The following is a 20,116-nucleotide window of genomic DNA, read 5'->3' as shown; positions in this document are numbered from 1 at the left end:
TCAGTATCTATATCATTATGAATATATCGGAATCGGTCAAACAGAAGACTTGCATATGAAGGGAGTGTAGTGAAACCACTGAAACTCTGAAAGATAAACCAAGAAGTCAATACCAGGAACCAAACGATAGTAAAGATTCCACATGATGCGAGCCAACCAGGCCCCTTTTTTTCTGCCGAGGAGTCACTTCTGTTCATAGTCACGCCAGAAAACTATGTCTTTTTATGGAGAAAGACAATAAAAAAGCCCCCCTGGCCCGAAGGCCAAGGGGCGAAGCATTCTAACGTAAAGGCGTGTATTATACCACAAAAGATACAAATTGAAACACGTTTATCATTATTTCGGTATTTACGCCTTTTCCCACTTTTCGAGGGTCTCCACGTCCACGCCGGATATCTTCCCGCCATCCATTGGTTCGATGTCGCCAAATTCTGGATTGAGAGGACGTGCTTTGTTAAATGTTTTTTAATGCAATTAAGAATCATTTTTATTTTTATAACTCAATAATATTAAACTTAATAAAGCTATTAAAAATAATAATCTAACAAACTATCTAACAAATAATCTAACAGAAAGGGACACTAATTATTTATGAAAGCCATATCATGAAAATAAGAAACCACGACAGAATCTCCAGCAAGGATTATCCTCCCGCGTGCTCTTCAGAAAGAGTCGAAGTGTATGTAACAGTCTATTTGCATTATGCGCTTACTGTCAACAATAACAGAAACATTGAAGATGATGGTAGACGACTTTTGAATGGAAAACATGCAGAAAAAATGAAAATTAGTGTTGACTGGTGGTTAACCACCGAACATAGTACGTCCATGCCAAGCCAGCGGAAGATAGATAAAAAGCAGATTTCTGTATGGATACCGATTGTCCTCTTCAAAAAATTTCAAAAAAGAGCACATGAACTGGGCATGACCATGACGGAAATACTCACGGCTTACTTAGTGCAGCAAACTCAACACGTAAATCTCACACCAGAAGACTATGAAAACATTGCTAGAGAAATACGAGAAAAAACAAATAACCGTTAACATTCCTATCAATTTGTTTGAGCGGATAAAACTACGTGTGCGGAAAGAGCAGAGATTTATTTCCGGGCAAGTAGTTTTTTTTGCTCCAAGGTGGTTCACCACCTCCATTCAAACTCCAGGTGGAGTGCAGGAGATTCGGGTCGTCAACAGTCCGCCATACCTACTTCGTAGGATTCCCGTATTCAGCCGAGTCTTCGGCGACCTTGGAAGTAGTTTCATCACGCTCTATGAGAAACTTATTCTGTTTATCCAGACCCGCGCAGAGTTCAATTACCTTGTTACGCAGATAGTTTTCCAAGTCAATTCCAGGGAAGTTTTTCTGAAATCTTCGAACTACTTCCATTTCTTCATCGGAAAAGTCCAGGGACGTAATTACGTCAGGTTCTTGATCCTCTCCACACTCTTCCTTTTTGGGCGCGGCGTCCATGAGCTGCTGAATAACCAACAGTGCTTTTGCAGGCACATTCCCCCGTGTTGTAAACCATCCATCTACCGATGGTTTAGTTACACCACATTCTTGAGCGAGCCAGAAACGGTCTTTGCCAATTTCTTTCAACCATTCTTTGATCTCTTCCTTTGTCGGCATAGGGAATAGAATATGTAATTCTTACATAATTGCAAGACATTTATTCTAAGAGTGTATGTATTTTTTACGCAAATTTGATTGACATATATGTAAAAAATACATAATTATAAATCCATACAAGAGCACCATGCATCATCAAACTATGAACGCTACATCCAATCGACCCAACCTAGGTTTGCCTCCCTCTATCGTGAGAAAGGCAGAACGTGCCGCCAAAGTTTCGGGAAAACCCGTCACGGAATTCTTAAAGCTCTATCTCGTGGAGTGCATGCGAGAAGAAAACGAAGCTGTTGAACCTACCCAACCCAAGAAGCCTGCGGCATGACGACTGATCTTGAACCCGAGCTTATTGACGCCCTGAAAATTTTAGGGTGGGAAGAATTTTGAAGCTATGACCTACCCTGAAACAGAATTTTACGACTGCAAGACTCTTGCTCTCCTGTACGATTCCGACCGGGATGTGATCAAGAAGACTGTCCATGAGTTGAAGGACAAGGGGCATGTGATCGAGGTCCTGTACTGGGGCAAACAGGGGAAACTGAAGGTACACGGCAAGCAGTTCCGAAGGGCGCTCCTGCGGGAATACGGAGAAGGAGGAATGAGCAAATGAAGGCGTTACTTCGAGCCTTGGCCATTGGTACATGCCGCCTGATTGCTGGCGGTGCCTGTGGTTTGCTCATTGCCGGTACAGCGTGGCTCGTCGTGGAAATGGACAACGACGAGCTCCAGGCGGGGAAGAGTCCGCATTCTGGGTTTTGCCCGGAGTCTCCCACGCCAATGAAAGCTTTTGACGGCTTTGAAAAACCGTCCCGCTCCCCACGGACTGGGGAAAGCAATAACCAATAGAAAACCAATACAATGGATAATACCACCGAAGAAAAGAATACGCAGCCCTGCACGCCGGACGAAGCCTGCTGCTGCCCTACTGACGAACAATCCCCAAACGAGGACAAGATGGATAAATCTTTCGCCGACTTGGTCGAAAAATTACGTGAAGTAGCGAATGATATGGAAAAGGCTCTTAACGAGTTGCCGAAGCCCGCGAGTTATATGATGTGTTCTATTGCCGCCATGGCCGCCCATGCGAAAATCGGTTTAGTGTTGGAAGACCTTCTCAAGTTGGCAAAAGAGAAGAAGGATGAAGCTAATCCATCCGTTTCTGTCCATGTTGTCAACATTGGCTAATTAAGTGCCGTGGTCGGCTTCAATCGAGCTCCGGCCTGCTTCAATAATTAACTGTAAATAATTAACATTATGAGTAAAGAAACTACACGGCAAATGCCCGGAGAGGTCTTTTTTGAAGGACTTTCCGAAATCAACGAAGGGGCTCTTTTGACTGCCCTGGACAACAAAATGAAGGCTCTTGTGGCCGCCGTCCTGGAAACTGGCAACAACGGCACCCTGACTCTCAAACTGTCCTGCAAGCGTAAGGGCGGCGTGAATCAGGTGGTCATTGAGCCGAAGGTCACGGCGTCCATCCCGGACCCAACGATTGCCCCGCGCATCATGTTTGCCGACACCTCCGGCGCCCTGCATACGGACGACCCCGCCCAGGGAAAACTGGACCTGGATGCCCCTGTGAAGGTGACATTCCCGTCTCCCGCCGATGCTGATGCCGGGATGCCCGCCAAGGTATCCAAGCGCGCCTAAGCCCTCCAACAACCCCGCAATTACATAACAATAAACATCATAGATTAAATCATATGGATAATTTAAACAAAGAAACTCTGGCAGCCGTCCGCGTGCAGGAAGTAGCAAATGGCCGTGCCGCCGTCGTACCGGATGGATACAAACTGCGTCATCTGGATTGCATGCACAACACGCCCCAGCGCAAGGCAGGGAGAGTCCAACTGCTGGACCTGGAAACGCTGGTAGATCACGTGAAGGCGGAAGATGCCGAAAACGGCGTTAAAAGCGTGATTTACGTGAGCGAAAGAGAGGTGAATGCCGTGTTTAATTACCATGCCTCCCCGGAAGGCTTCGGATGGGGAGATCACCACGCCACCATGGAACTCAAAAAGACGGTGGAATGGGAAAACTGGATCAAATACGACGGACATGGCATGAGCCAGAAGGACTTTGTGGAATTTCTGGAGGAAAACAGCAAGGATGTGATGGAACCCTCCCCATCCGAAATGCTGACGCTAGCCAGTAAGTTCGACATGCACCGCAAGGTTGAGTTCAAGAGCGCTTACCGGGCATCCGATGGCGAAACGAAGCTGACCTACAACGAAACGGTGGATTCCAAGAGTGGAGAGCTGAACGTTCCTACCGAGTTCACCATTGCTATTCCGGTTATCCAGGGAGCCGAAGGAGACACCACGTATCAAATCAAGGTGCGTCTGCGTGTGCGTCTGGCTGATGGGAAACTGTATTTTGTGTACCAGCTTATTCGCGCGGACATCCCGGAACGCAATGCGATTAAGGATATTGCCGACAAGCTGGCAAAGGATTTGCCGCAGAACCGAATTCACCGCGGGCATGTGTGCCTGTGTACGAAGGCAGCGTTCACCGGAGAAATTGACCGATAAGAATGAGTTGGCCGGGGCCAGCGCCAACTGGTCCCCGGCCGTGTTATCAAAACCAATACTATAGAATCAATAACATGAATACGAATACTACAGAAGCGCTCACCAATCAAGCACCGGGCAATCCTTTTGCCGTTCAGGCTCCCGCCGGTGGCGGAGCCCTGGCTGCCATTACGGGCAATGCAGCCGTAACCGAGGTACTGGCGTCTATCTGGATTGCCAAGCAGTTTCCTCGTGACCTCGCCGAAGTGACCGCACGCATGAACCAGGCTTGTTCCCGGCTGACGCTGGCCCAGTCCGCCACTTACGCTTTCCCCCGAGGGGGAACGACGGTGGAAGGCCCCAGTATCCGGCTGGCGGAAGCCCTGATCGGAGCCTGGGGCAATGCGGAGGCTGGCTGGAAGGAAGTTGCCCGGCACTGGGACCCGAAGGGGGCGGACGGTAAGGGCTGCATGGTCTCCGAGTGCGTGGCTTTCTGCTTTGACAAGGAAACCAACGTGCGCCGCGAGATTTCCTTCACGGTGAATCACACCCGCGACAAGAACGAGTATGAGGGAGGCAAGAAGGTGATGAAACGTGTTGCCCTGGAAAGTGAACGGGACGTGTACGAGCTTTGCGCCAACATGGCTTCCCGCCGCATTCGCGCCTGTATCTTGCAGGTGCTCCCCGGCTGGTTGACGGAAGAGGCTCTGGCGACAACCAAAAAGGCGCTGGAGAACGGCGACTCCCGCCCTCTGGCCGACATTATCCGTTCCCTGGAAGCGAAGTTCCGGGAGTACGGCGTTACCCGGGCGCAGCTTGAAGCCAATCTGGGCCACAAGCTGGAAGAGACGACTAAGCCGGAGGTGGTGAAGCTGGGGAAGGTGTACAACAGCATTGCCGACGGGATGGTGCGGGTGAAGGACGTGTTCCCGCAGGAGGAAGAGCCCGCCAAGGAACCGGCCCTGCCGAAGGCTCCTGTATCTACTCCCGCTCCCAAGGCGGCTCCCAAGACGACGCAGGCCCCGCCGCCTGTAACCGCTCCGGCGCCGGAAGACGGTATTCCCGGCCTGGATGTGCCGGAGGATGCGCCCTCCTTTGGTTCCTTTGAACACTAACCCCTGAACTGTTTACTTATCATGTTTGATACAGAAATTATCGAAGACGAACGCCAGGGGCTGCCCAGCGCCAGTGGGATGCAGCGGCTTTTCCTCTGCCCTGGCTCCTGGCAGGCAGAAAGGAAGTGCCCGGTGGACGAAGAGAGCGAGGACGCCGCCCTGGGAACCATGCTGCATGCCCACATGGAGCAAGGGACAATGCCGGAGGACCCGGAGGACGCCGAAGCCGTGGCTTGGTGCCGCGAGACGGAAAGGGCCCTGTGTGAAAAGCACCTGGGGATGATGGAAAACTGGGGGGATGTCCAGACGTTGCGGGAAATACGCCTGTTTGAACGGGACCGCCTGTTTTCCGGAAAACCGGATATGGTGGCTGTCTGGGACCGCAAGGCTTTTGTGGTGGATTACAAGTTCGGCCGCCTCCCGGTGACGGCTGCCGAGTGCAATTTGCAGTTGAGCGCCCTGGCCGTACTGGTGATGGATCGTTGCGAGGTGGACGAGGCGTTTGTGTGCATCTTGCAGCCTTACGCGAGCCGCAAAGAGCCTGCCGTATGCCGGTACACCCGCGAGAGCGTGGAGCAGGCACGGGCGTTTTTCCAAACCTGCATCAAGCAGGCGCAGGACGAACACGCTCCGCTGAAACCCAGCGAGAAGGCTTGCCGGTATTGCCGAGCCCAGTCTTCCTGCCCGGCGGTGTCTCTGGCCTTGGTGAATGTCACGTCCGGGGATTTGACGGCTGCCTGGGAGCAGTGGACCCCCGAAAAGCGGAGGGAAGCCTATGACCTCGCCAAGCTGGCGAAGAGGTGGGCGGCCTCCGTGGAGGGGAAAGTGAAGGCGGACCTGCGGGCCGAGGTAGAAATTCCCGGACTGACTCTGGCACCCGGCAAGAAGGCGTTTACGATCACGGATGCCGCGGCGGCCTTTCAAATCCTCAACGGTTTGTTCCCCGATGGCATCACGGCACAGGCGTTCACGTCCTGCTGCAAGGTGGGAATTACCGACCTGGACAAGCTAGTGCATGGTGTCCGCAAGGCTGCGGATGCTGGCGCCAAGGTAGCCGAGTCCAAAGACTGGCTGCGTAAGACGCTGGCAGGGTGTGCGGATGTGAAAGTCTCTGACGGCTCCGTGAAGGAGATAGGGGGAGGTAAAAATGCCTAATTGGTGCGTTGGTACAATGAAAGTGAGGGGAAACAGCGAAAATCTCACTCGTTTCTTCAAAGAAGGGGTTTTCCATTATGATGACAAAAAACCGCTTACTTTTATTTATGATAAAGGTGAGAATGAAGCTGATATTCTCGCCTACGTTAAAACTAATGATTCTGGCTATCTTGCTATTAAAGGAGTTACTCGTAATGAAATCGAACCCTTGAATGATTATGGTGAAATTTATTTCACTGATTCAAGGAAAGATAAAAATATTAGAATCGGTTATTTCCGATTTGAAACAGCTTGGAAAATTGAAACTGACCAACTGGTTGAAGTGTCCAAGAAATACGGAATAGACATCAGAATTCATGCTTTCGAGCAGGGGATGGAATTTGAGCAGTTTATTGAAGTACATGCAGGTAATCTGGTTAAAAACGAAGTTATTTTGTTTGAAGACCGAGATTGGGCATGGGAATCCGTTAATCCAAACTGGGGAGGCTAAATGAACTCTTTGACCATTACCTTGCCCCATACGCCGCGCTGCCTGTCTCCCAACGCCAAGGCCCCTCTCACTCCGAGGGGGGCCATGGTGGCCGGATTCAAGAAGACGGCTGCCAAGAGCCGGGCTCGTCAGTTGGCCTGGGGCCGGACCTACGAAGCCATGAATGGCCGCAGGATGGTCCCCACGCATTACCGGGTGATCTGGTATTACAAGGGCAACAAGCCGGACGCGGACAACTGCCTTGCCCGCTGCAAGGCGTACCTGGACGGGGCATGCAAGGCTATGGGCATTGACGACAGGACACTGGACTGCGCCGGGATTGACCGGGTTCATGACCTGACGAAGGCCGGACAGGTGGAAATCGTGTTTGAAAGGAGGGAACAATGAAGATTTCACTGAAAAGAATAGTGTTCTTGAAACAACGGGAGAAAGTTTTGCTGAATGAATTAAAGCAAATTAAAGAAGAGATTCTATTTATTGAATCTTTAAAGAATGATCAGCTTGAAGTTTATGAAAAAATCATAGTGAAGCATGATTCCATTGGAATTGAACAGAAACAATTAAAGATTTCGATACGACAAGAACTGAAAAAACAAGGGAAGAATGTTGACTGGCTGGCAAAAGAGCTAGGGAAAAGTACAGGAACAGTTAGAAATTGGTTCTATGCAAATTACTACATAACAGAAGAAAATATAAGGGAAATAGAAGCTGCGTTGAAGAAAGGAGGCCAGCAATGACTGAAGAATTGAAACCTTGTTTTTGTGGACGCATGCCTGAACTGATGAAATACACCAGCAATGGGGAAAATCATGTAGAGTACATGTGCGATCAGTCGATTGATGAATATTTGCCTCATGTCTTACTTGCAGACAATTCTGTTTGCGAAGAGGGAGCGCGGCAGAACTGGAATATGGTAATTGGTGCCATTGAAAAGCGTTATCGGAAAGGAGGCCAGCAATGATTAACATCCTTGCATCCGTCAGGCGGCCTTTCTCCGGTAAAATTCTGTCCGGGGAAAAGAGGTGGGAACTACGCAAGAACGAGCCGTGCATCCCACCGGAAAATCACGGCGGCGTAACGCTCTGGCTCTACGAATCCGGCAAGGACGGGGAGCGGGCCATCATCGGCAAATGCCAGTTGTGGTGCTTTATTCCGTTGAGGCACATGCCAAATGAGTTGATGATCAAGGAAGCTTGCGTCTCGGTAGCTCATTTGCAGTCATATCTCCCCTGCTACGCCTGGGGCGTCCAAGACCCCGTGAGGCTGCCCGCTACCGCGCCGCTCTCTGCCATCGGCCTGACCCGTCCGCCGCAGTCTTGGCAGTACCTTACCCCGGAGCAGGCGGCTATCTTGGAAAGGAGGCTCGCATGACAACATGTAAATACTGTATCAGTTTTGACAAATATGACGGGTGTTACAACCCTAATTGCCCTCATGTATGGGATGCAATAGGTCAAGATGACCCGGCATGTGAATTTTTCAAGGGAAAGGAAGAAGATGACGCCTGAACGGAAAGCATTAAAGGACTACGGAATAGCCCTAGGAGAACTTAAACGATTAAGAAAGGAGCTTATATTTAACCTTGCACACTACCGAGGCATAAAAAAGAATGGGGCTATTTTAATTTTCAGGAAATGTCTTGGCAAGCGTGCCGTTTTAATCAAAGACGCATGGCAGAAGCGGGCCGCGTGCAGGGCGTGGGTGCCTTTAATACGGCGCGATTGCCACAATTGCACTTATCAGGGTATTACTCCCGTACCAGATTTTTGTTTCCCCTGCATCAACGAGGGCATCCCTATCAACTGGGAGCCGAGAAAGGAGGGCGTATGAAACCCTCCATATTTACCATCCAGGCCGCGGAGAGTAAGAAAAAGGACAATTGAAATTATGCTTAAAGGGTATGGCAACATCACGAATGATTAGAGAGGGGTTCCTTGATTCAGAAAAGGTCGCGGCTTTGTCGTGGCGTACCGAATGCTTCTTTCACCGGCTCCTGCTGGTGGCAGATGACTACGGCCTGTTTGACGCTCGCCCGACGGTATTGAGGACTCGCTTATTCCCCCTGCACCTTGACAAAATCAGTAACCAGGACATTCAAGACTGCCTTCGCGAAACGGAGGAAGCCGGGCTTGTAAGGGCATACTGTGTCGGGGGCAAGGATTACGTGCAGATCATCAATTTCGGGCAGCGCAGACAGAGTAAGCCCAAGTTCCCGCTTCCTGACGGTGATTCACAGTGCAATACAGTGAGTCACGGTAGTTCACGGAAATCCACTGTGAATAACGGTGAGTCACGGAAATCCACCGCTTATACGGAGACGAAGTCGAAGACGTATACGGAGACGGAGTCGGAGCCGTGCTCCGTAAACAGGGGTGTAGAACAGTTCCCACGGAATGCGGAGGAAGTACGGCTTTTCATGGGGGCTCAACTCATGGCTCCCAAGGGAGACGAGTTGAAACGGTGTGCAGAGTCGTTCTTTGATGACTTCTCAGCCCGCGGCTGGCGGGACAGCAAGGGCATTCCCCTTGCCAACTGGCAACCGGCTGCCCGCAAGTATGCCCGCTCCTGGGCAACCAACAATGTGCAGCATGGGCGGCAAGGCTCGACTGGACGGAATGACGCCAACGCAGGAAGGAGATACGAATGATGGATGATATTCAACACCTGGCAGGGCAAGTTTCCCTCGTTCCATCCCAAGACGGGATTGTTCGCAGCTACAAGCCTGTACGCTACGACATGGGCGGATTTGACGAGCGAGTGCATCCGGAGGTTCAGGCCATGCACCGGGAAGTGCAGTGGTTCATCAACGACGTTGTGAACAAGGTTCGTCCGCGCCGCTGGCTTTCCCTGCTGGGGGCTTCCGGCATAGGCAAAACGCACTTAGCGGAAGCTGCCAGGGATGCGCTGTTCAAAGAACGCCCCTCGCTGCCCATCCAGTTCTGGAAGTGGCAGAAGGTGGTTTCCATGCTCCGTTCCGGGGACTGGGCATTTGTGGAGTACCTGGTCAAAGAGGTGTACGTGCTGATTCTGGATGATGTAGGCGCAGAGAACACTTCCCCCGCTATTCTTTCCGCGCTGAACCGTGTTGTTGACGGGAGGCTGGGGAAATGGACTATGCTCACCTCCAACCTGCTGCCAGAGCATATCGGGGAGCATCTGGACGCCCGGATTGCCTCACGCCTCTACCGCGGCAATAACGTGGTGTGCCGGGTCACGGATGCGCCGGACTATTGTTTCGAAAGATACCGCAAAAGGGAGGAAGGAAAATGAATATTGAAGAAAGGAAAATGCTACACCTGATTGTGCTGGCCGGAGACTGTGCCGCTTGCGGGGTGACGCCTCCGCTTCAGCCTACCATGTGCGCCGTGATGCGGATGCTGGGGCTGCTGGGAGCCATGACGCTGGCAGAGCTGGCTAACGTTATCCCCTGTTCGGTTGAGGCGCTGCGCCAGCAGTTGAGCCGCCTGATGCGCTGCGGGCTGGTGACCAAGAAAGTCGAAAAGCGCGACGGAAAGCCCGTGGGCATGTACAAGCTGACGCCCAGCGGCACCATTACCCTGCAAGGGTGGATGGCCGACACGGAAAAGTTTCTCAAGAGAATACAAACCCAACCAGAAAGGAAATAGAACCATGCTGAATACGAAACAATACGAACTGGCCCATGCCGTAGCCGCTGGGGAAGACCATGTGGAAGCCTACATGCGCATTTACGGGTCGAGCCGGGAGACGGCGGGGAAGAATGCCAAGAAGACGCTGACAAGCCCGGAGGTGGCCAAGCTGCTGGAGGATCTGCGTTCCGCCGACAAGGCGAGTGTGGATATGATCAAACGGGAGCTGACTGCGGAGCTGCTGAAGGACAGCCGCAATGAGTCTCTTCCCGCCCGCGACCGATTGGCAGCCCGTGCACAACTAGCTAAGATTTACGGGCTGGAGAAATCGAACGTGCATGTCTCCACGGATGACGAGTTCCGGCAGGCAATCATCCAGGCAGCCAAGGGGGAACCATTGGTGAAACCGCAGGCAAAGTAGTGAGTTTAGGAGAGTTGCGTGGAATAACGCCGCCCGGTAATTCTGGGCGGCGTTATTTATTAAATAAGGGTGGCTTTATATACGTACCATACATTACCCAGCATATCCTGGCACCATGTACCGCCATCATCCTCCCAAAGCAGGACAATGGCTCTTACAGCCAGTTTGTATATTTGCGGAGCTTCCTTGTTTTTATCTCTTTTAGGGATTACTTCCAATGCTTCAAAATCCAGTTGCATCCATACAGTGTATCATATTGGTGCAAATGGTACGAAATCACTGGCAGGAGGCATGAACCTGCATGTTGTCTGTATGAAAGTGCTTGATCAAGGGGTGAATGGTTATTTTCAACCATTAATTTTTCGTGTGACACCGTCACGCTTGCGCGGGTGTTCCCTGGTTCCCCATGATGGGAGCATGAACCTTGACTTTTTGGGAGCGGAGCAGAATTTCACCGTACTTGCGGGCAGCCAGCCGACTTACAGGCTGGATTTCATGGATGATTCCGGCAACGCCCTTGTGCTGGACAATGTGACCTTTGACGGCGTATTGACTGCCCCGGACGGCACGGAACGAGCCCTGGACATTACCCAGGCGGAGAGCGGCAACACGCTGATGATTGTGTTCCCCACCGTGGAAACAGGCATGTACCTGTACGAGCTGCGGGCGACCAGCGAGGGCGGAGATCGCTTGCGGCTGGCTTATGGGCGGCTGGGCGTGATGGGCACCAATCTGGAGCTTGCCCGCGTGGAGGACGACACGGAAGTGCGCCGGCTGGCCGTGAGGGTGCCTGGGAATGCCGCGGCCCACTGCATGCTGGAATGGCGGGCGGTGACTGACGCGCAGCGGGCAGCCCAGGACGCGGCGGATTCCGCCAGGGAAGCGCAGGAGGCTTTGGGCGAGATGGAGCAGGTACGGAAGGATGCGGAGGAAGCCGTGAAGCAGGCCCAGGACGCCCTGGGCAAGCTCAATGCCCTGGACGCCAAGCTGGCGGAGGTGGAGGGTCATATCACGTCCGCCATCGTTCCCAACCCGGAAACCAACACGTGGTGGATCTGCGGGAACAATACCGGCTACCAAGTGACGGGCGATCCCGGCAAGAGTCCGCAGTTGTCCTCCACCGGAACGTGGATGATCTGGAACGTCGAGACGCAGGCATGGGACGACACGGGGATTTCCGCCGCGGGAGAAGATGGCCACAGCCCGTATGTGAATGTTGCGGGTAACTGGTGCACCTGGAACGTGCTGACGGGCGAGTACGAGGACACGGGCCTTGCCGCTGCCGGACGGGACGGCATTGACGGGGTCAAGGTGCGCCGCATCGTCGTGGGCAGCGTGGCGGAGATACCGACCAGCGGGGAAACCTGCAACGGCGGGTTCTACTACTACGTTCCGGTTTCCGTGGAGATTCCACCCGCGGACGAGGGGGCGGAACCCGGAGTGAAGAGCTATTACGAGGTGTACGCATGGCTGGAGCAGCCGGACGGCACGGCGGCCTGGGTGTGCATCGGGGAATCCAACGACATTGCCACGGCGGAGATTTACGGATTGGTGAGGCTGGGTACTGACCATCCTGTAACCAACGGCGCCCCGGTGGGGAATGACGCTGCGGGTCAGATGCACGTGCCTCATGCGGATTACACGACTCCTGGGGCGACGCTTCCGGCGCTGGATGGCACCCTGGCGGACGGGGGCGCCGTTGGCTTTGACGCTTCGGGCCGCATGCGCGTGGAGCCTGCCTCCTTTAATAAGTTCGGGGCAATCAAGCCATCCATCAACCAGACGCTGGACAATGCCTGCATCGGGTTGAGAGCCGACGGGCGGGCTTCCGTGCGTTGGGCTACCCTCCAGGATGCAGGCGTGGTGCGGCTGGGAAGCAGGTTCGGCCAACTCAACCCGATACCCTATCAGCACGGCGTGGGGGAGACGTCGGACCACCAGCTTGCCAACAATCTGCTTTATGCGGGGGCTCTCCAGCACCAGCAGCCTTCCTCCTGGTCTGGCAAGGGGATGGATTGGCTGTCCGCCGCCATGACCGAGCACCCGGAGTATTTCGGTTCCACGGATTATTTCATGGGGCTGGTGACTTCCGGGCAGTTCATGCAGAGCCAGGACCGCGGCCTGGAGCTGGAGAGTGCGACCGCCTCCCTGCTGGCGGGCGTCTATCTGGCTTCCACGCTGGGCAATCCCATCGAGGGGACGGCGGCGGATGCCAGGGGAAACGCGGTGCCCACGGCGGCGCAGACGGCTGATTACCTGTCCCAGTTCTATTACAACAAGAGCGAGGTATTCACGAAGGAGGAAACCTGCGGGCATGTAGCAGAAGAGCTGAAGCCCTACGCTACGCAGAGCTGGGTTGAGGGGAAAGGCTACGATACTGCGGAGAGCGTCAACGGCAAGCTGACCGGGTACATTCCCAAGTCTCCGCGAGTGGAGCGCATCGAGGTGTTGACCAGGGATGAATACGCCAACCTGACCGCCAGGGATGCCAAGACCCTGTATATCATGGCGGCGAGCGTTGCATCCTAAAATCCTTACGACCATGAGAGTGACCAACGGAACGAGATTCATCAACAGCTTTGTGGAGAACGTCCGCCTGGGCGATCTGGCGGTGAGCCATGTCTGCCTGGGGAATAACCAGCTCTACCCGGAGGACACGTCCAGCATGCGGCGGCTCACGGTGGAGCTTCCGCAAGAGGGCACGCTGGAGTGGGCCTACTGGGTGCATGCGGTGGCTGCCGTGCAGGATCTCGTGACGCCGAAGCGGTATATGCAACTGACGGTGGGCGCGGAGCGGTACATGGTGAGATCCTCCTTCAACGCGCTGCCTTCCGTCATGTTCGAGGTCAACGGCGTGTTCCTGTTCTACCCGGACGAGGGGGCATCCCTGCATTCCGTCAGGCCTGGGGATTCCGTAGAAGTGAAGGCCGTGATACCCGTGATTGACGATATGCCCCTTTCCATCCGGGAGCAGGACGGTTCCGGCAGCCGCAATTATTCCCTGCCGTTTTTGCCCGGCACGGGGCTATATGTGCAATGGGTAAAGGGCCAGAAGAAGAAGAGCGCGGGAACTTATTTCACCCTGTCCGGTTCCGGCAGCGGCCGTGCCCATATCCAGGGCCAGGGGCAGAAGAACGGACATGGGCGCGGCGAGACGGTAAATGCCGTGGCGTGGCCATGGTCCTGCCGGGTGGCGGATGCAGGCACGCACTCCTGGCTGAATGCCTTTATCGACAGGGACACGGGCCTGCGCCTGACGATGCAGGGCTACAATTCCTGCAATGCGCTGATGGGGCGCCCGCGTTACCCTGCCTTTATCAAGACATTCCAGCTTAAAATTCTATCTATCGCTTAACATGCAGACGAGAACTTGTTTCAACGGCGGCGAGCAATCGCCGGAACTGGCAGCCCGGTGCGACCTGGAAGCCTATATGCGCGGGCTGCTGATTGCGGAGAACTGGAAGCTTTCGCAGATGGGGGGAGCCGAACGCCGCCGGGGGATGCGATATTTCGCAGACGCCTTGAGCGAGCGCAGCCGGCTGGTTCCCTATGTCTATTCCTACGCGGATGCGGACGGCCTGCGCTTCCTGGTGGAGATCGCCGGTGACGTAGTGCGGGTGCTGGACATGGAGGGCGCCGAGGCGGCCCGGTTCACGGACGGCGAGGACGGCCAGGAGTTTTATCTGGACCCGGACACGGTGAGGTGGCGCCAGCTCAACGCGCTGCTGTACCTGACCACGCAGGACAACCGCCCGATGGTGCTGAAGAGGGACGAAGACGGCGCCTGGACATTGGAGGCATGGGAGTTCAAGCACCATCCCTGGCGGTACGTAAACGAGAAGCGGGACCATCCGATGGTGCTGACCTGCACCCCCGTGCTGGGGGACGTGCGCTATACGGTGGAGTTCGACCAGGAAGAAGAGCCCAGGGAAAGCGCCCTTGAAAGTGTGGACCTGCTGCGGGCCAGCTTCTGGTTGGAACAACAGGAGGCATTCGCCAAGGGGGGCGACCTGCGCCGGAACGTCATCATCGCGGACGGATTGCGGACAGCTTCCAAGGGGGACAGGCTGGCCGTCCATACCGATACCACCGTCAAATACTACATCTGCAAGCAGACGCTTTCCGCGGATGTTTACACGGAGGGGTTGGACGAGCCCGCGTGTTATCCTGATTGCTTTGTAGAGGCGGAGAATTTGGACGGGTTTGAAGGAGTGACGCCCGTCTATTCCGTTAAGGACGTGACCGGCACCGGGTTTGTGGACAGGGGAACGAAGGTGGCCATCAAGTCCGGCTACTGGGAGTATTTCACCTGCATACGGGATTTCACGGAGGCGGACATGGTGGACCTGGGCACGGGGTTCGGGGATTATCCGGGTTATTTCGTGCGCGGTCTGTCTGTGGGGAATGCTCTCACCTGCCGGGGGAAGTGGGAATTCTACTGTTCCGGGTTGTGGTACGGGAGCTACGAGGTGCGCAAGTGCTACGATTCCGACGACCTGGACGCCGACTGGGAGACGGCCGGCACGAGCTTTTCCCGGATTGGGGAAGCGAGTAATACGCAGTTGACGGGGGACGAAGCAGACGAAGAGTGCTTCCTGCGCCTGTTCCTGACGCGCAGCAAGTTCATGGGGGATTCCCTGGCTTCCGGCTTCCCGGCGGATAGTTGCGGCAACCGGCTGATTGTGCCCGGCTACCGGCACGATATGGTGCTGCGGGCGGTGCCCACGCTGGACGATGCCGGCGAGGTGGTGGCCGTGGAATGGTCCTGTGAGGACAAGGTACCCGTGGAGTGGATGGGGCGCCGGACGGTCCACAACTGGAGCTGGGCGGCTTTCTCCGATCGCTACGGGTTCCCGCTGCTGTGCGAGGTGTACAACCAGCGGCTGGTGTTCGCCTCCACCCTGGAGCAACCGCAGACCGTCTGGATGAGCCGAACGGACGATTTCAACAATTTTTCCACCGGGGACAGCGACGATGCGGCCCTGGCGCTGACGATGGCCACAACGAGCCAGAACCCGGTGTGCTGGATGATGGCCCAGTCCCACCGCCTGCTGCCGGGCACCAGTGAAGCGGAGTGGGTGATTTCCGCCGGGTCCAGCCAGGGGAGCATCACGAGCTCCAACGCCCAGATTGAGGATCACGGCCATGTGGGCAGCGCGGCGATTCCGGCCCTGATGGCCACCGACAAGGTGCTCTACATCGAGCGGGGTGCTGGCAGGTGCTACGAGTACGGTTATTCCTTCGAGACGGACGGCTACCGGAGCAAGGATTTGACGGTGCTGGCTCCCCATGTCCTGCGCGACCACGGCGGCGTGAAGCACGGCACGATGCTGCGCAAGCCCGATACGGTGGCGGTGTTTGTGCTGGCGGACGGGCAACTCGCCTTGTGCACCTATAATACGATGCACGAGGTCAACGCGTGGCACCGCTGGACTACCAACGGGCGCGTTCTTGCCGCCTGCGCGATGCCGGACGGTTCCCGTTCCGACCGCCTGTTCCTGGTGGTCAAGCGTGAAACGCATACGGCCGCCGGGGACCTGGCGGACAGCTCCCTCTATATCGAGGTGGTGGACGACGATTCCCCTTATGACGACGTAGGCAATGATTACGTGTCCACGCTGCTGACCAACGCCTTGAGCAATCCCCTGGAAACACGGGTAGAGAGAAACCCGAAGTTCCCGGTGGCCGTGCTCTTTGGACAGGATTGCCTGACCGAGCCGCTGCGGGTGACGGGGGACGGGGAAAACTGGGTGCCCGTGGCCAGTAACGCTCCCGTGATGAAGAAGGGCTGGCACGAAGTGATTACGGTGAACCGGTGGCAGTATGAGCATGTCGTGGGCCTGCGGTTCAGCGGCCCTACCGGGTGTGAATTTCTAGCGATGCAGGGATAGAATCAGTTAATAGTGAAAAGGTAATAGTTAATAACATTTCAGAATGAACGCGTTGGAACAGGCATGGGACGTGTTGGAAGGCATCAGGCCGGGGCTGTACGGGGAACATATCCGCACGGCACTGGACATGGGCGGCATTGTCCATCTGGCGCCGGATTGCGTGTACATGGGCATTCCGCGGGACCCGGTAGAAGGAGATGATGCCCACACGTTCCTGGTGTTGTTTGTGTGCGGCATCGGGGCGCGTATCGGCGTCCAGGCGGATTACCTGCTGGGTCTGGGGTACACGCACGTGATCTGGTGCCGGGAGGTGAAAGGCTACGGTCCCCAGGAGTTGCAGAAACACAGTATGGGGAAGTTCGCCCGGCTGGCGCAACGATTGAACAGGAATGGCAATGGGTAAGCATTGGTACGATAATTGCTGGACAAGCCAGGAGTGGAGGCTGAATCACTTGTACTGGATTGAGCGCAAGAACGGACCTCCCTGCCGGTTCCGGCTGAACTGGGCCCAGCAGGAGCTTCACCGTAACTTGTGGCACCGCAATAATATTCTGAAGGCCCGCCAGCTTGGGATTTCCACCTACACGGCCATGTTGATGCTGGATATGTGCCTGTTCCGGGAAGGGTTTCATTGCGGCATCATCGACAAGACCCTGCCGGACGCCCAGGAGAAGATGTCCAAGATTTCCTTTGCATTCAGTTCCCTGCTGGAACCTCCCGTCAACGGGGAAGAGTTCATCGAAGACGAGTGGGAGAGGGAACAGATCAATACGTTTTCCCGCCAGCTTTTTGCGAGTTCCAGTGGCAGGATTTCCGCCACCAGGGCGGAGTTTGCCACGGGCAGCAATATTCGCGTGGGAACCAACCTGCGCGGCGGCACGATGCAGTTGCTCCATGTCTCCGAGTTCGGCTATGTCGCCATCAACGACCCGAAGAAGGCGCTGAAAATTCTTTCCGGCGGCGTCAATACGGTGGGACGAGACGGCGTGGTAATCATGGAGTCCACCCACGAAGGGGGCAAGTATGGCGAGAATTACCGCCTGACCAAGGCGGCCATGGAGAATGTGGGGCGCACCCTGACGCCGCTGGATTTCAAGTTCTTCTTCTTTCCCTGGCACAAGCAGCCGGAATACAGGGTGGACGAAGGGGAACCCCTCCGTCTGAACAACCAGCACCGGGAGTATTTCGAGGGACTGACCAAGGAAGGAATCCATCTGGACGAGGGGCAGAAGCGCTGGTATTTGTCCCAGTGGAATACGTTTGGGCACCTGGTAAAGCAGGAGTACCCCAGCACCCCGGCGGAGGCGTTTGAAACCCAGGTGCACGGCGCCGTGTACGGCACCCAGATTTCCACGCTGCGCGCGGAAGGACGCCTCAAGCAGCAGTTTGAACCCGACGATACCCGGCCGCTGTACGTGAGCTGGGACATCGGGCTTTCCGACTACATGACCCTGTGGCTGATTCAGCCGGGAGGGGACGGCAAGTTTTACGTGCTGGACCATTATTCCGCCAACGGGAAGGAGCTGGCCCATTACATAGGTGTCGTGCGCGGATGGGAGGCGCGCTGCGGGCAGAGCATTGCCGCCAATTTCCTGCCCCACGATGCCGCCAAGCGGGACTGGGACCTGACGAGTTTCGAGCAGAGGCTGGAAATGCAGGGGCTGGTGTGCCGGGTAGTTCCGCGGACCAGCGATATTTGGACGGGGATTCACGTAACCCGCCAGCTTCTGACCCATTGCGTGTTTCACGAACGATGCAGCGAGCCGGTTGTCGTGGACGGCGTGGAGTATATGAGCGGCGTGAATGCCCTGGAGAATTACCAGACGCTGCCGCCGGGAGCCAATGGCCGGGTGATTTCGATGCCGCTGCACAATGCCTGTTCCCACTCCGCGGACGGGTTCCGGACGTTCGCCGAAGCGTATGCTCATGGTTACGTCGAAAAAACGGGAGCACGGGCACGCCCCCGGACGGGACAGAGAGGCGGCATGCGCAAGGGGATGGCCAGGGGCGTTCCGTGGGCAAAGTAATTTTTTTGGCTGTGTGACACCGTCACGCTTTCTTTCAGTCCGCGGGCATGTGAAATCATGATACATGATTATCAACACCACACCCGGCAAGTCCTACGCCGTCACTACTGCGGTGGATTGCACCCTCACGACCCCGGAAGGAGTTTTGATTGCCACCTGCCCGGCAGGGGAACAGACTTATTTTGTCGCCCCTTGTGCGGAAGTGGAAGTGAGCGACGATGCCGCCCTGGTCACAGAGTCTTTTAAGGGGGCCGCTCCGGGATCGTCTGCCCGGAGTGGCATTAGGCCAGGAGATGATGCTACTCTGAAAAGTCTGACGGCGGAAAGTGCCACCTTCGCAGGTGCCGTCAATGCCAACGGCGGCATCAATATCCCGCTTGCTGTTGGGGCTCCGACGGACACGATGGGCATCAACCGGGCTTACGCCCTCGGAATGGCCCACACGGTAATGATGCACCAGGCACGCACCTATTGGCTCACGTCCTCCTGTACGGCTACCAATGGCGTGACGATCAATCATGTGGTGCCCGGCCTCTATTGTGATGCCCGGCTTGGGGCCAATGAGCACACATCACTGACGATGTGCACAACGGGGGTGGTCGGTGGCGGAAATTACAGCAAGATCATGGGTTATTCCCTTCCAGTACGCAACAGCGGGGATACTCCCGGCGCCTGGTTCAAAGTGTCTATGCTCATAGGAGCAGGGGGGGAGTGGACGGAGTACCCTGATGCGGGGATGGATGGTTTCCGCTTCAGGCCCGTTTCAGGAAGCGCCCCATCCATTGCCCGGCTGGTTGAGGTGACCCTCTACTATCAGGAGGGGTACAGGGCGAGGGTGCGAGAATTGATCGGCGTCGGCAATCCCCGGCATTACGTTGTCCGCACGACCACATCTGCCATTAATTACGATAGCAATACGGGATTAATGGCAGGAGCTTACCGTCTGGTGATTGCTCAATCAGAGCAATCTTACTCTGACACACTGGCCGCCGGAGTATGGCTGATGATAGGAGGCGCGGCCAATGATACGGTTCTCAAGCTGGCGGACATCAGGGGGTGGGACACTTACCATGTATCCTCTGGTCCCATGTTGTACCTGGATGTGCAGTCTGGGGAATATGGGTGTGTGGCGCAACTGGAATCTCCGACGATTCTCAACGGCATAGGCAATAATACCTACGTGCGTTACGGCCTGGAACCCTACCAGCGCAGCTGGATCACCACGGAGACGGAGGAGCCGTACACCGATCCGGAACAACCAACAGAATAA

Annotated in this window: 24 protein-coding genes; 22 read left to right on the top strand and 2 right to left on the bottom strand. The window is 55.4% G+C overall.

The window, feature by feature from the left end; genetic code table 11:
• The first annotated feature begins 605 nt into the window (after positions 1 to 605).
• Positions 606 to 1,043 carry a hypothetical protein gene (locus CXU21_RS12050; protein WP_146016883.1) on the top strand — a complete coding sequence of 146 codons (438 nt, stop codon included), beginning with the start codon at positions 606 to 608 and terminating at the stop codon, positions 1,041 to 1,043.
• A gap of 160 nt (positions 1,044 to 1,203) precedes the next feature.
• On the opposite strand, the gene CXU21_RS00870 is transcribed toward CXU21_RS12050, so the two are convergent.
• Positions 1,204 to 1,629, bottom strand: a complete 426-nt coding sequence (locus tag CXU21_RS00870) for a hypothetical protein (protein ID WP_102724693.1) — start codon at positions 1,627 to 1,629, stop codon at positions 1,204 to 1,206.
• A 391-nt stretch (positions 1,630 to 2,020) separates the two neighbouring features.
• Here CXU21_RS00870 and CXU21_RS00865 point away from each other — a divergent pair, with 391 nt between their 5' ends.
• From CXU21_RS00865 to CXU21_RS00785, 15 genes are all read left to right on the top strand, one after another.
• Positions 2,021 to 2,239, top strand: coding sequence for a hypothetical protein (locus CXU21_RS00865; protein ID WP_102724692.1), 219 nt, complete (start codon positions 2,021 to 2,023; stop codon positions 2,237 to 2,239).
• 248 nt (positions 2,240 to 2,487) lie between these two features.
• Positions 2,488 to 2,814 carry a hypothetical protein gene (locus tag CXU21_RS00855; RefSeq protein WP_102724690.1) on the top strand — a complete coding sequence of 109 codons (327 nt, stop codon included), beginning with the start codon at positions 2,488 to 2,490 and terminating at the stop codon, positions 2,812 to 2,814.
• A gap of 69 nt (positions 2,815 to 2,883) precedes the next feature.
• Positions 2,884 to 3,279 carry a hypothetical protein gene (locus tag CXU21_RS00850; RefSeq protein ID WP_146016882.1) on the top strand — a complete coding sequence of 132 codons (396 nt, stop codon included), beginning with the start codon at positions 2,884 to 2,886 and terminating at the stop codon, positions 3,277 to 3,279.
• 53 nt (positions 3,280 to 3,332) lie between these two features.
• The gene (locus tag CXU21_RS00845; RefSeq protein WP_102724688.1) at positions 3,333 to 4,160 is read left to right on the top strand and encodes a DUF2303 family protein; all 828 of its coding nucleotides are present in this window, start codon (positions 3,333 to 3,335) and stop codon (positions 4,158 to 4,160) included.
• Positions 4,161 to 4,234: 74 nt separating this feature from the next.
• On the top strand, positions 4,235 to 5,254 hold the full coding sequence (locus CXU21_RS00840) for a hypothetical protein (protein WP_102724687.1): 1,020 nt from the start codon (positions 4,235 to 4,237) through the stop codon (positions 5,252 to 5,254).
• Positions 5,255 to 5,275: 21 nt separating this feature from the next.
• Positions 5,276 to 6,409, top strand: a complete 1,134-nt coding sequence (locus CXU21_RS00835) for a DUF2800 domain-containing protein (RefSeq protein ID WP_102724686.1) — start codon at positions 5,276 to 5,278, stop codon at positions 6,407 to 6,409.
• Entirely contained in the window at positions 6,402 to 6,899 is a 498-nt protein-coding gene (locus CXU21_RS00830; protein WP_146016881.1) for a hypothetical protein, read from the top strand. Before CXU21_RS00835 ends, CXU21_RS00830 begins: the two co-directional genes overlap by 8 nt.
• Positions 6,900 to 7,286, top strand: a complete 387-nt coding sequence (locus CXU21_RS00825; protein ID WP_102724684.1) for a hypothetical protein — start codon at positions 6,900 to 6,902, stop codon at positions 7,284 to 7,286.
• The gene (locus CXU21_RS00820; RefSeq protein ID WP_102724683.1) at positions 7,283 to 7,636 is read left to right on the top strand and encodes a hypothetical protein; all 354 of its coding nucleotides are present in this window, start codon (positions 7,283 to 7,285) and stop codon (positions 7,634 to 7,636) included. The genes CXU21_RS00825 and CXU21_RS00820 overlap by 4 nt, the downstream gene beginning before the upstream one ends.
• On the top strand, positions 7,633 to 7,860 hold the full coding sequence (locus CXU21_RS00815; RefSeq protein WP_146016880.1) for a hypothetical protein: 228 nt from the start codon (positions 7,633 to 7,635) through the stop codon (positions 7,858 to 7,860). Before CXU21_RS00820 ends, CXU21_RS00815 begins: the two co-directional genes overlap by 4 nt.
• Positions 7,857 to 8,270 carry a hypothetical protein gene (locus CXU21_RS00810; RefSeq protein WP_102724681.1) on the top strand — a complete coding sequence of 138 codons (414 nt, stop codon included), beginning with the start codon at positions 7,857 to 7,859 and terminating at the stop codon, positions 8,268 to 8,270. Before CXU21_RS00815 ends, CXU21_RS00810 begins: the two co-directional genes overlap by 4 nt.
• A gap of 1,045 nt (positions 8,271 to 9,315) precedes the next feature.
• Entirely contained in the window at positions 9,316 to 9,546 is a 231-nt protein-coding gene (locus CXU21_RS12045) for a hypothetical protein (protein WP_146016879.1), read from the top strand.
• Entirely contained in the window at positions 9,543 to 10,169 is a 627-nt protein-coding gene (locus CXU21_RS00795; RefSeq protein WP_102724678.1) for an ATP-binding protein, read from the top strand. The genes CXU21_RS12045 and CXU21_RS00795 overlap by 4 nt, the downstream gene beginning before the upstream one ends.
• Positions 10,170 to 10,186: 17 nt before the next feature.
• A complete protein-coding gene (locus CXU21_RS00790) occupies positions 10,187 to 10,525 on the top strand; it encodes a helix-turn-helix domain-containing protein (protein ID WP_146016878.1) in 339 nt (112 codons plus the stop codon).
• Positions 10,526 to 10,529: 4 nt separating this feature from the next.
• Positions 10,530 to 10,928, top strand: a complete 399-nt coding sequence (locus CXU21_RS00785; protein ID WP_102724676.1) for a hypothetical protein — start codon at positions 10,530 to 10,532, stop codon at positions 10,926 to 10,928.
• Between the two features lie 59 nt (positions 10,929 to 10,987).
• On the opposite strand, the gene CXU21_RS00780 is transcribed toward CXU21_RS00785, so the two are convergent.
• A complete protein-coding gene (locus CXU21_RS00780) occupies positions 10,988 to 11,167 on the bottom strand; it encodes a hypothetical protein (RefSeq protein ID WP_102724675.1) in 180 nt (59 codons plus the stop codon).
• A 178-nt stretch (positions 11,168 to 11,345) separates the two neighbouring features.
• On the opposite strand from CXU21_RS00780, the gene CXU21_RS00775 reads away from it, so the two are divergent.
• From CXU21_RS00775 to CXU21_RS00750, 6 genes are all read left to right on the top strand, one after another.
• Complete coding sequence (locus CXU21_RS00775; RefSeq protein ID WP_146016877.1) at positions 11,346 to 13,457, top strand: hypothetical protein; 2,112 nt, start codon at positions 11,346 to 11,348, stop codon at positions 13,455 to 13,457.
• Positions 13,458 to 13,470: 13 nt separating this feature from the next.
• Positions 13,471 to 14,283 carry a hypothetical protein gene (locus CXU21_RS00770; protein ID WP_102724673.1) on the top strand — a complete coding sequence of 271 codons (813 nt, stop codon included), beginning with the start codon at positions 13,471 to 13,473 and terminating at the stop codon, positions 14,281 to 14,283.
• Between the two features lies 1 nt (position 14,284).
• Positions 14,285 to 16,819 carry a hypothetical protein gene (locus CXU21_RS00765; RefSeq protein WP_102724672.1) on the top strand — a complete coding sequence of 845 codons (2,535 nt, stop codon included), beginning with the start codon at positions 14,285 to 14,287 and terminating at the stop codon, positions 16,817 to 16,819.
• 43 nt (positions 16,820 to 16,862) lie between these two features.
• Entirely contained in the window at positions 16,863 to 17,222 is a 360-nt protein-coding gene (locus CXU21_RS00760) for a hypothetical protein (RefSeq protein WP_102724671.1), read from the top strand.
• Positions 17,209 to 18,846: a hypothetical protein gene (locus CXU21_RS00755; RefSeq protein WP_180972564.1), complete on the top strand. Its 1,638-nt coding sequence runs from the start codon at positions 17,209 to 17,211 to the stop codon at positions 18,844 to 18,846. Before CXU21_RS00760 ends, CXU21_RS00755 begins: the two co-directional genes overlap by 14 nt.
• 433 nt (positions 18,847 to 19,279) lie before the next feature.
• The gene (locus tag CXU21_RS00750; RefSeq protein WP_146016875.1) at positions 19,280 to 20,116 is read left to right on the top strand and encodes a hypothetical protein; all 837 of its coding nucleotides are present in this window, start codon (positions 19,280 to 19,282) and stop codon (positions 20,114 to 20,116) included.

This window comes from Akkermansia muciniphila (assembly GCF_002884975.1).
GTDB classification, from domain to species: Bacteria; Verrucomicrobiota; Verrucomicrobiia; order Verrucomicrobiales; family Akkermansiaceae; genus Akkermansia; species Akkermansia muciniphila_C.
This window is presented reverse-complemented; position numbering and strand designations above follow the sequence as displayed.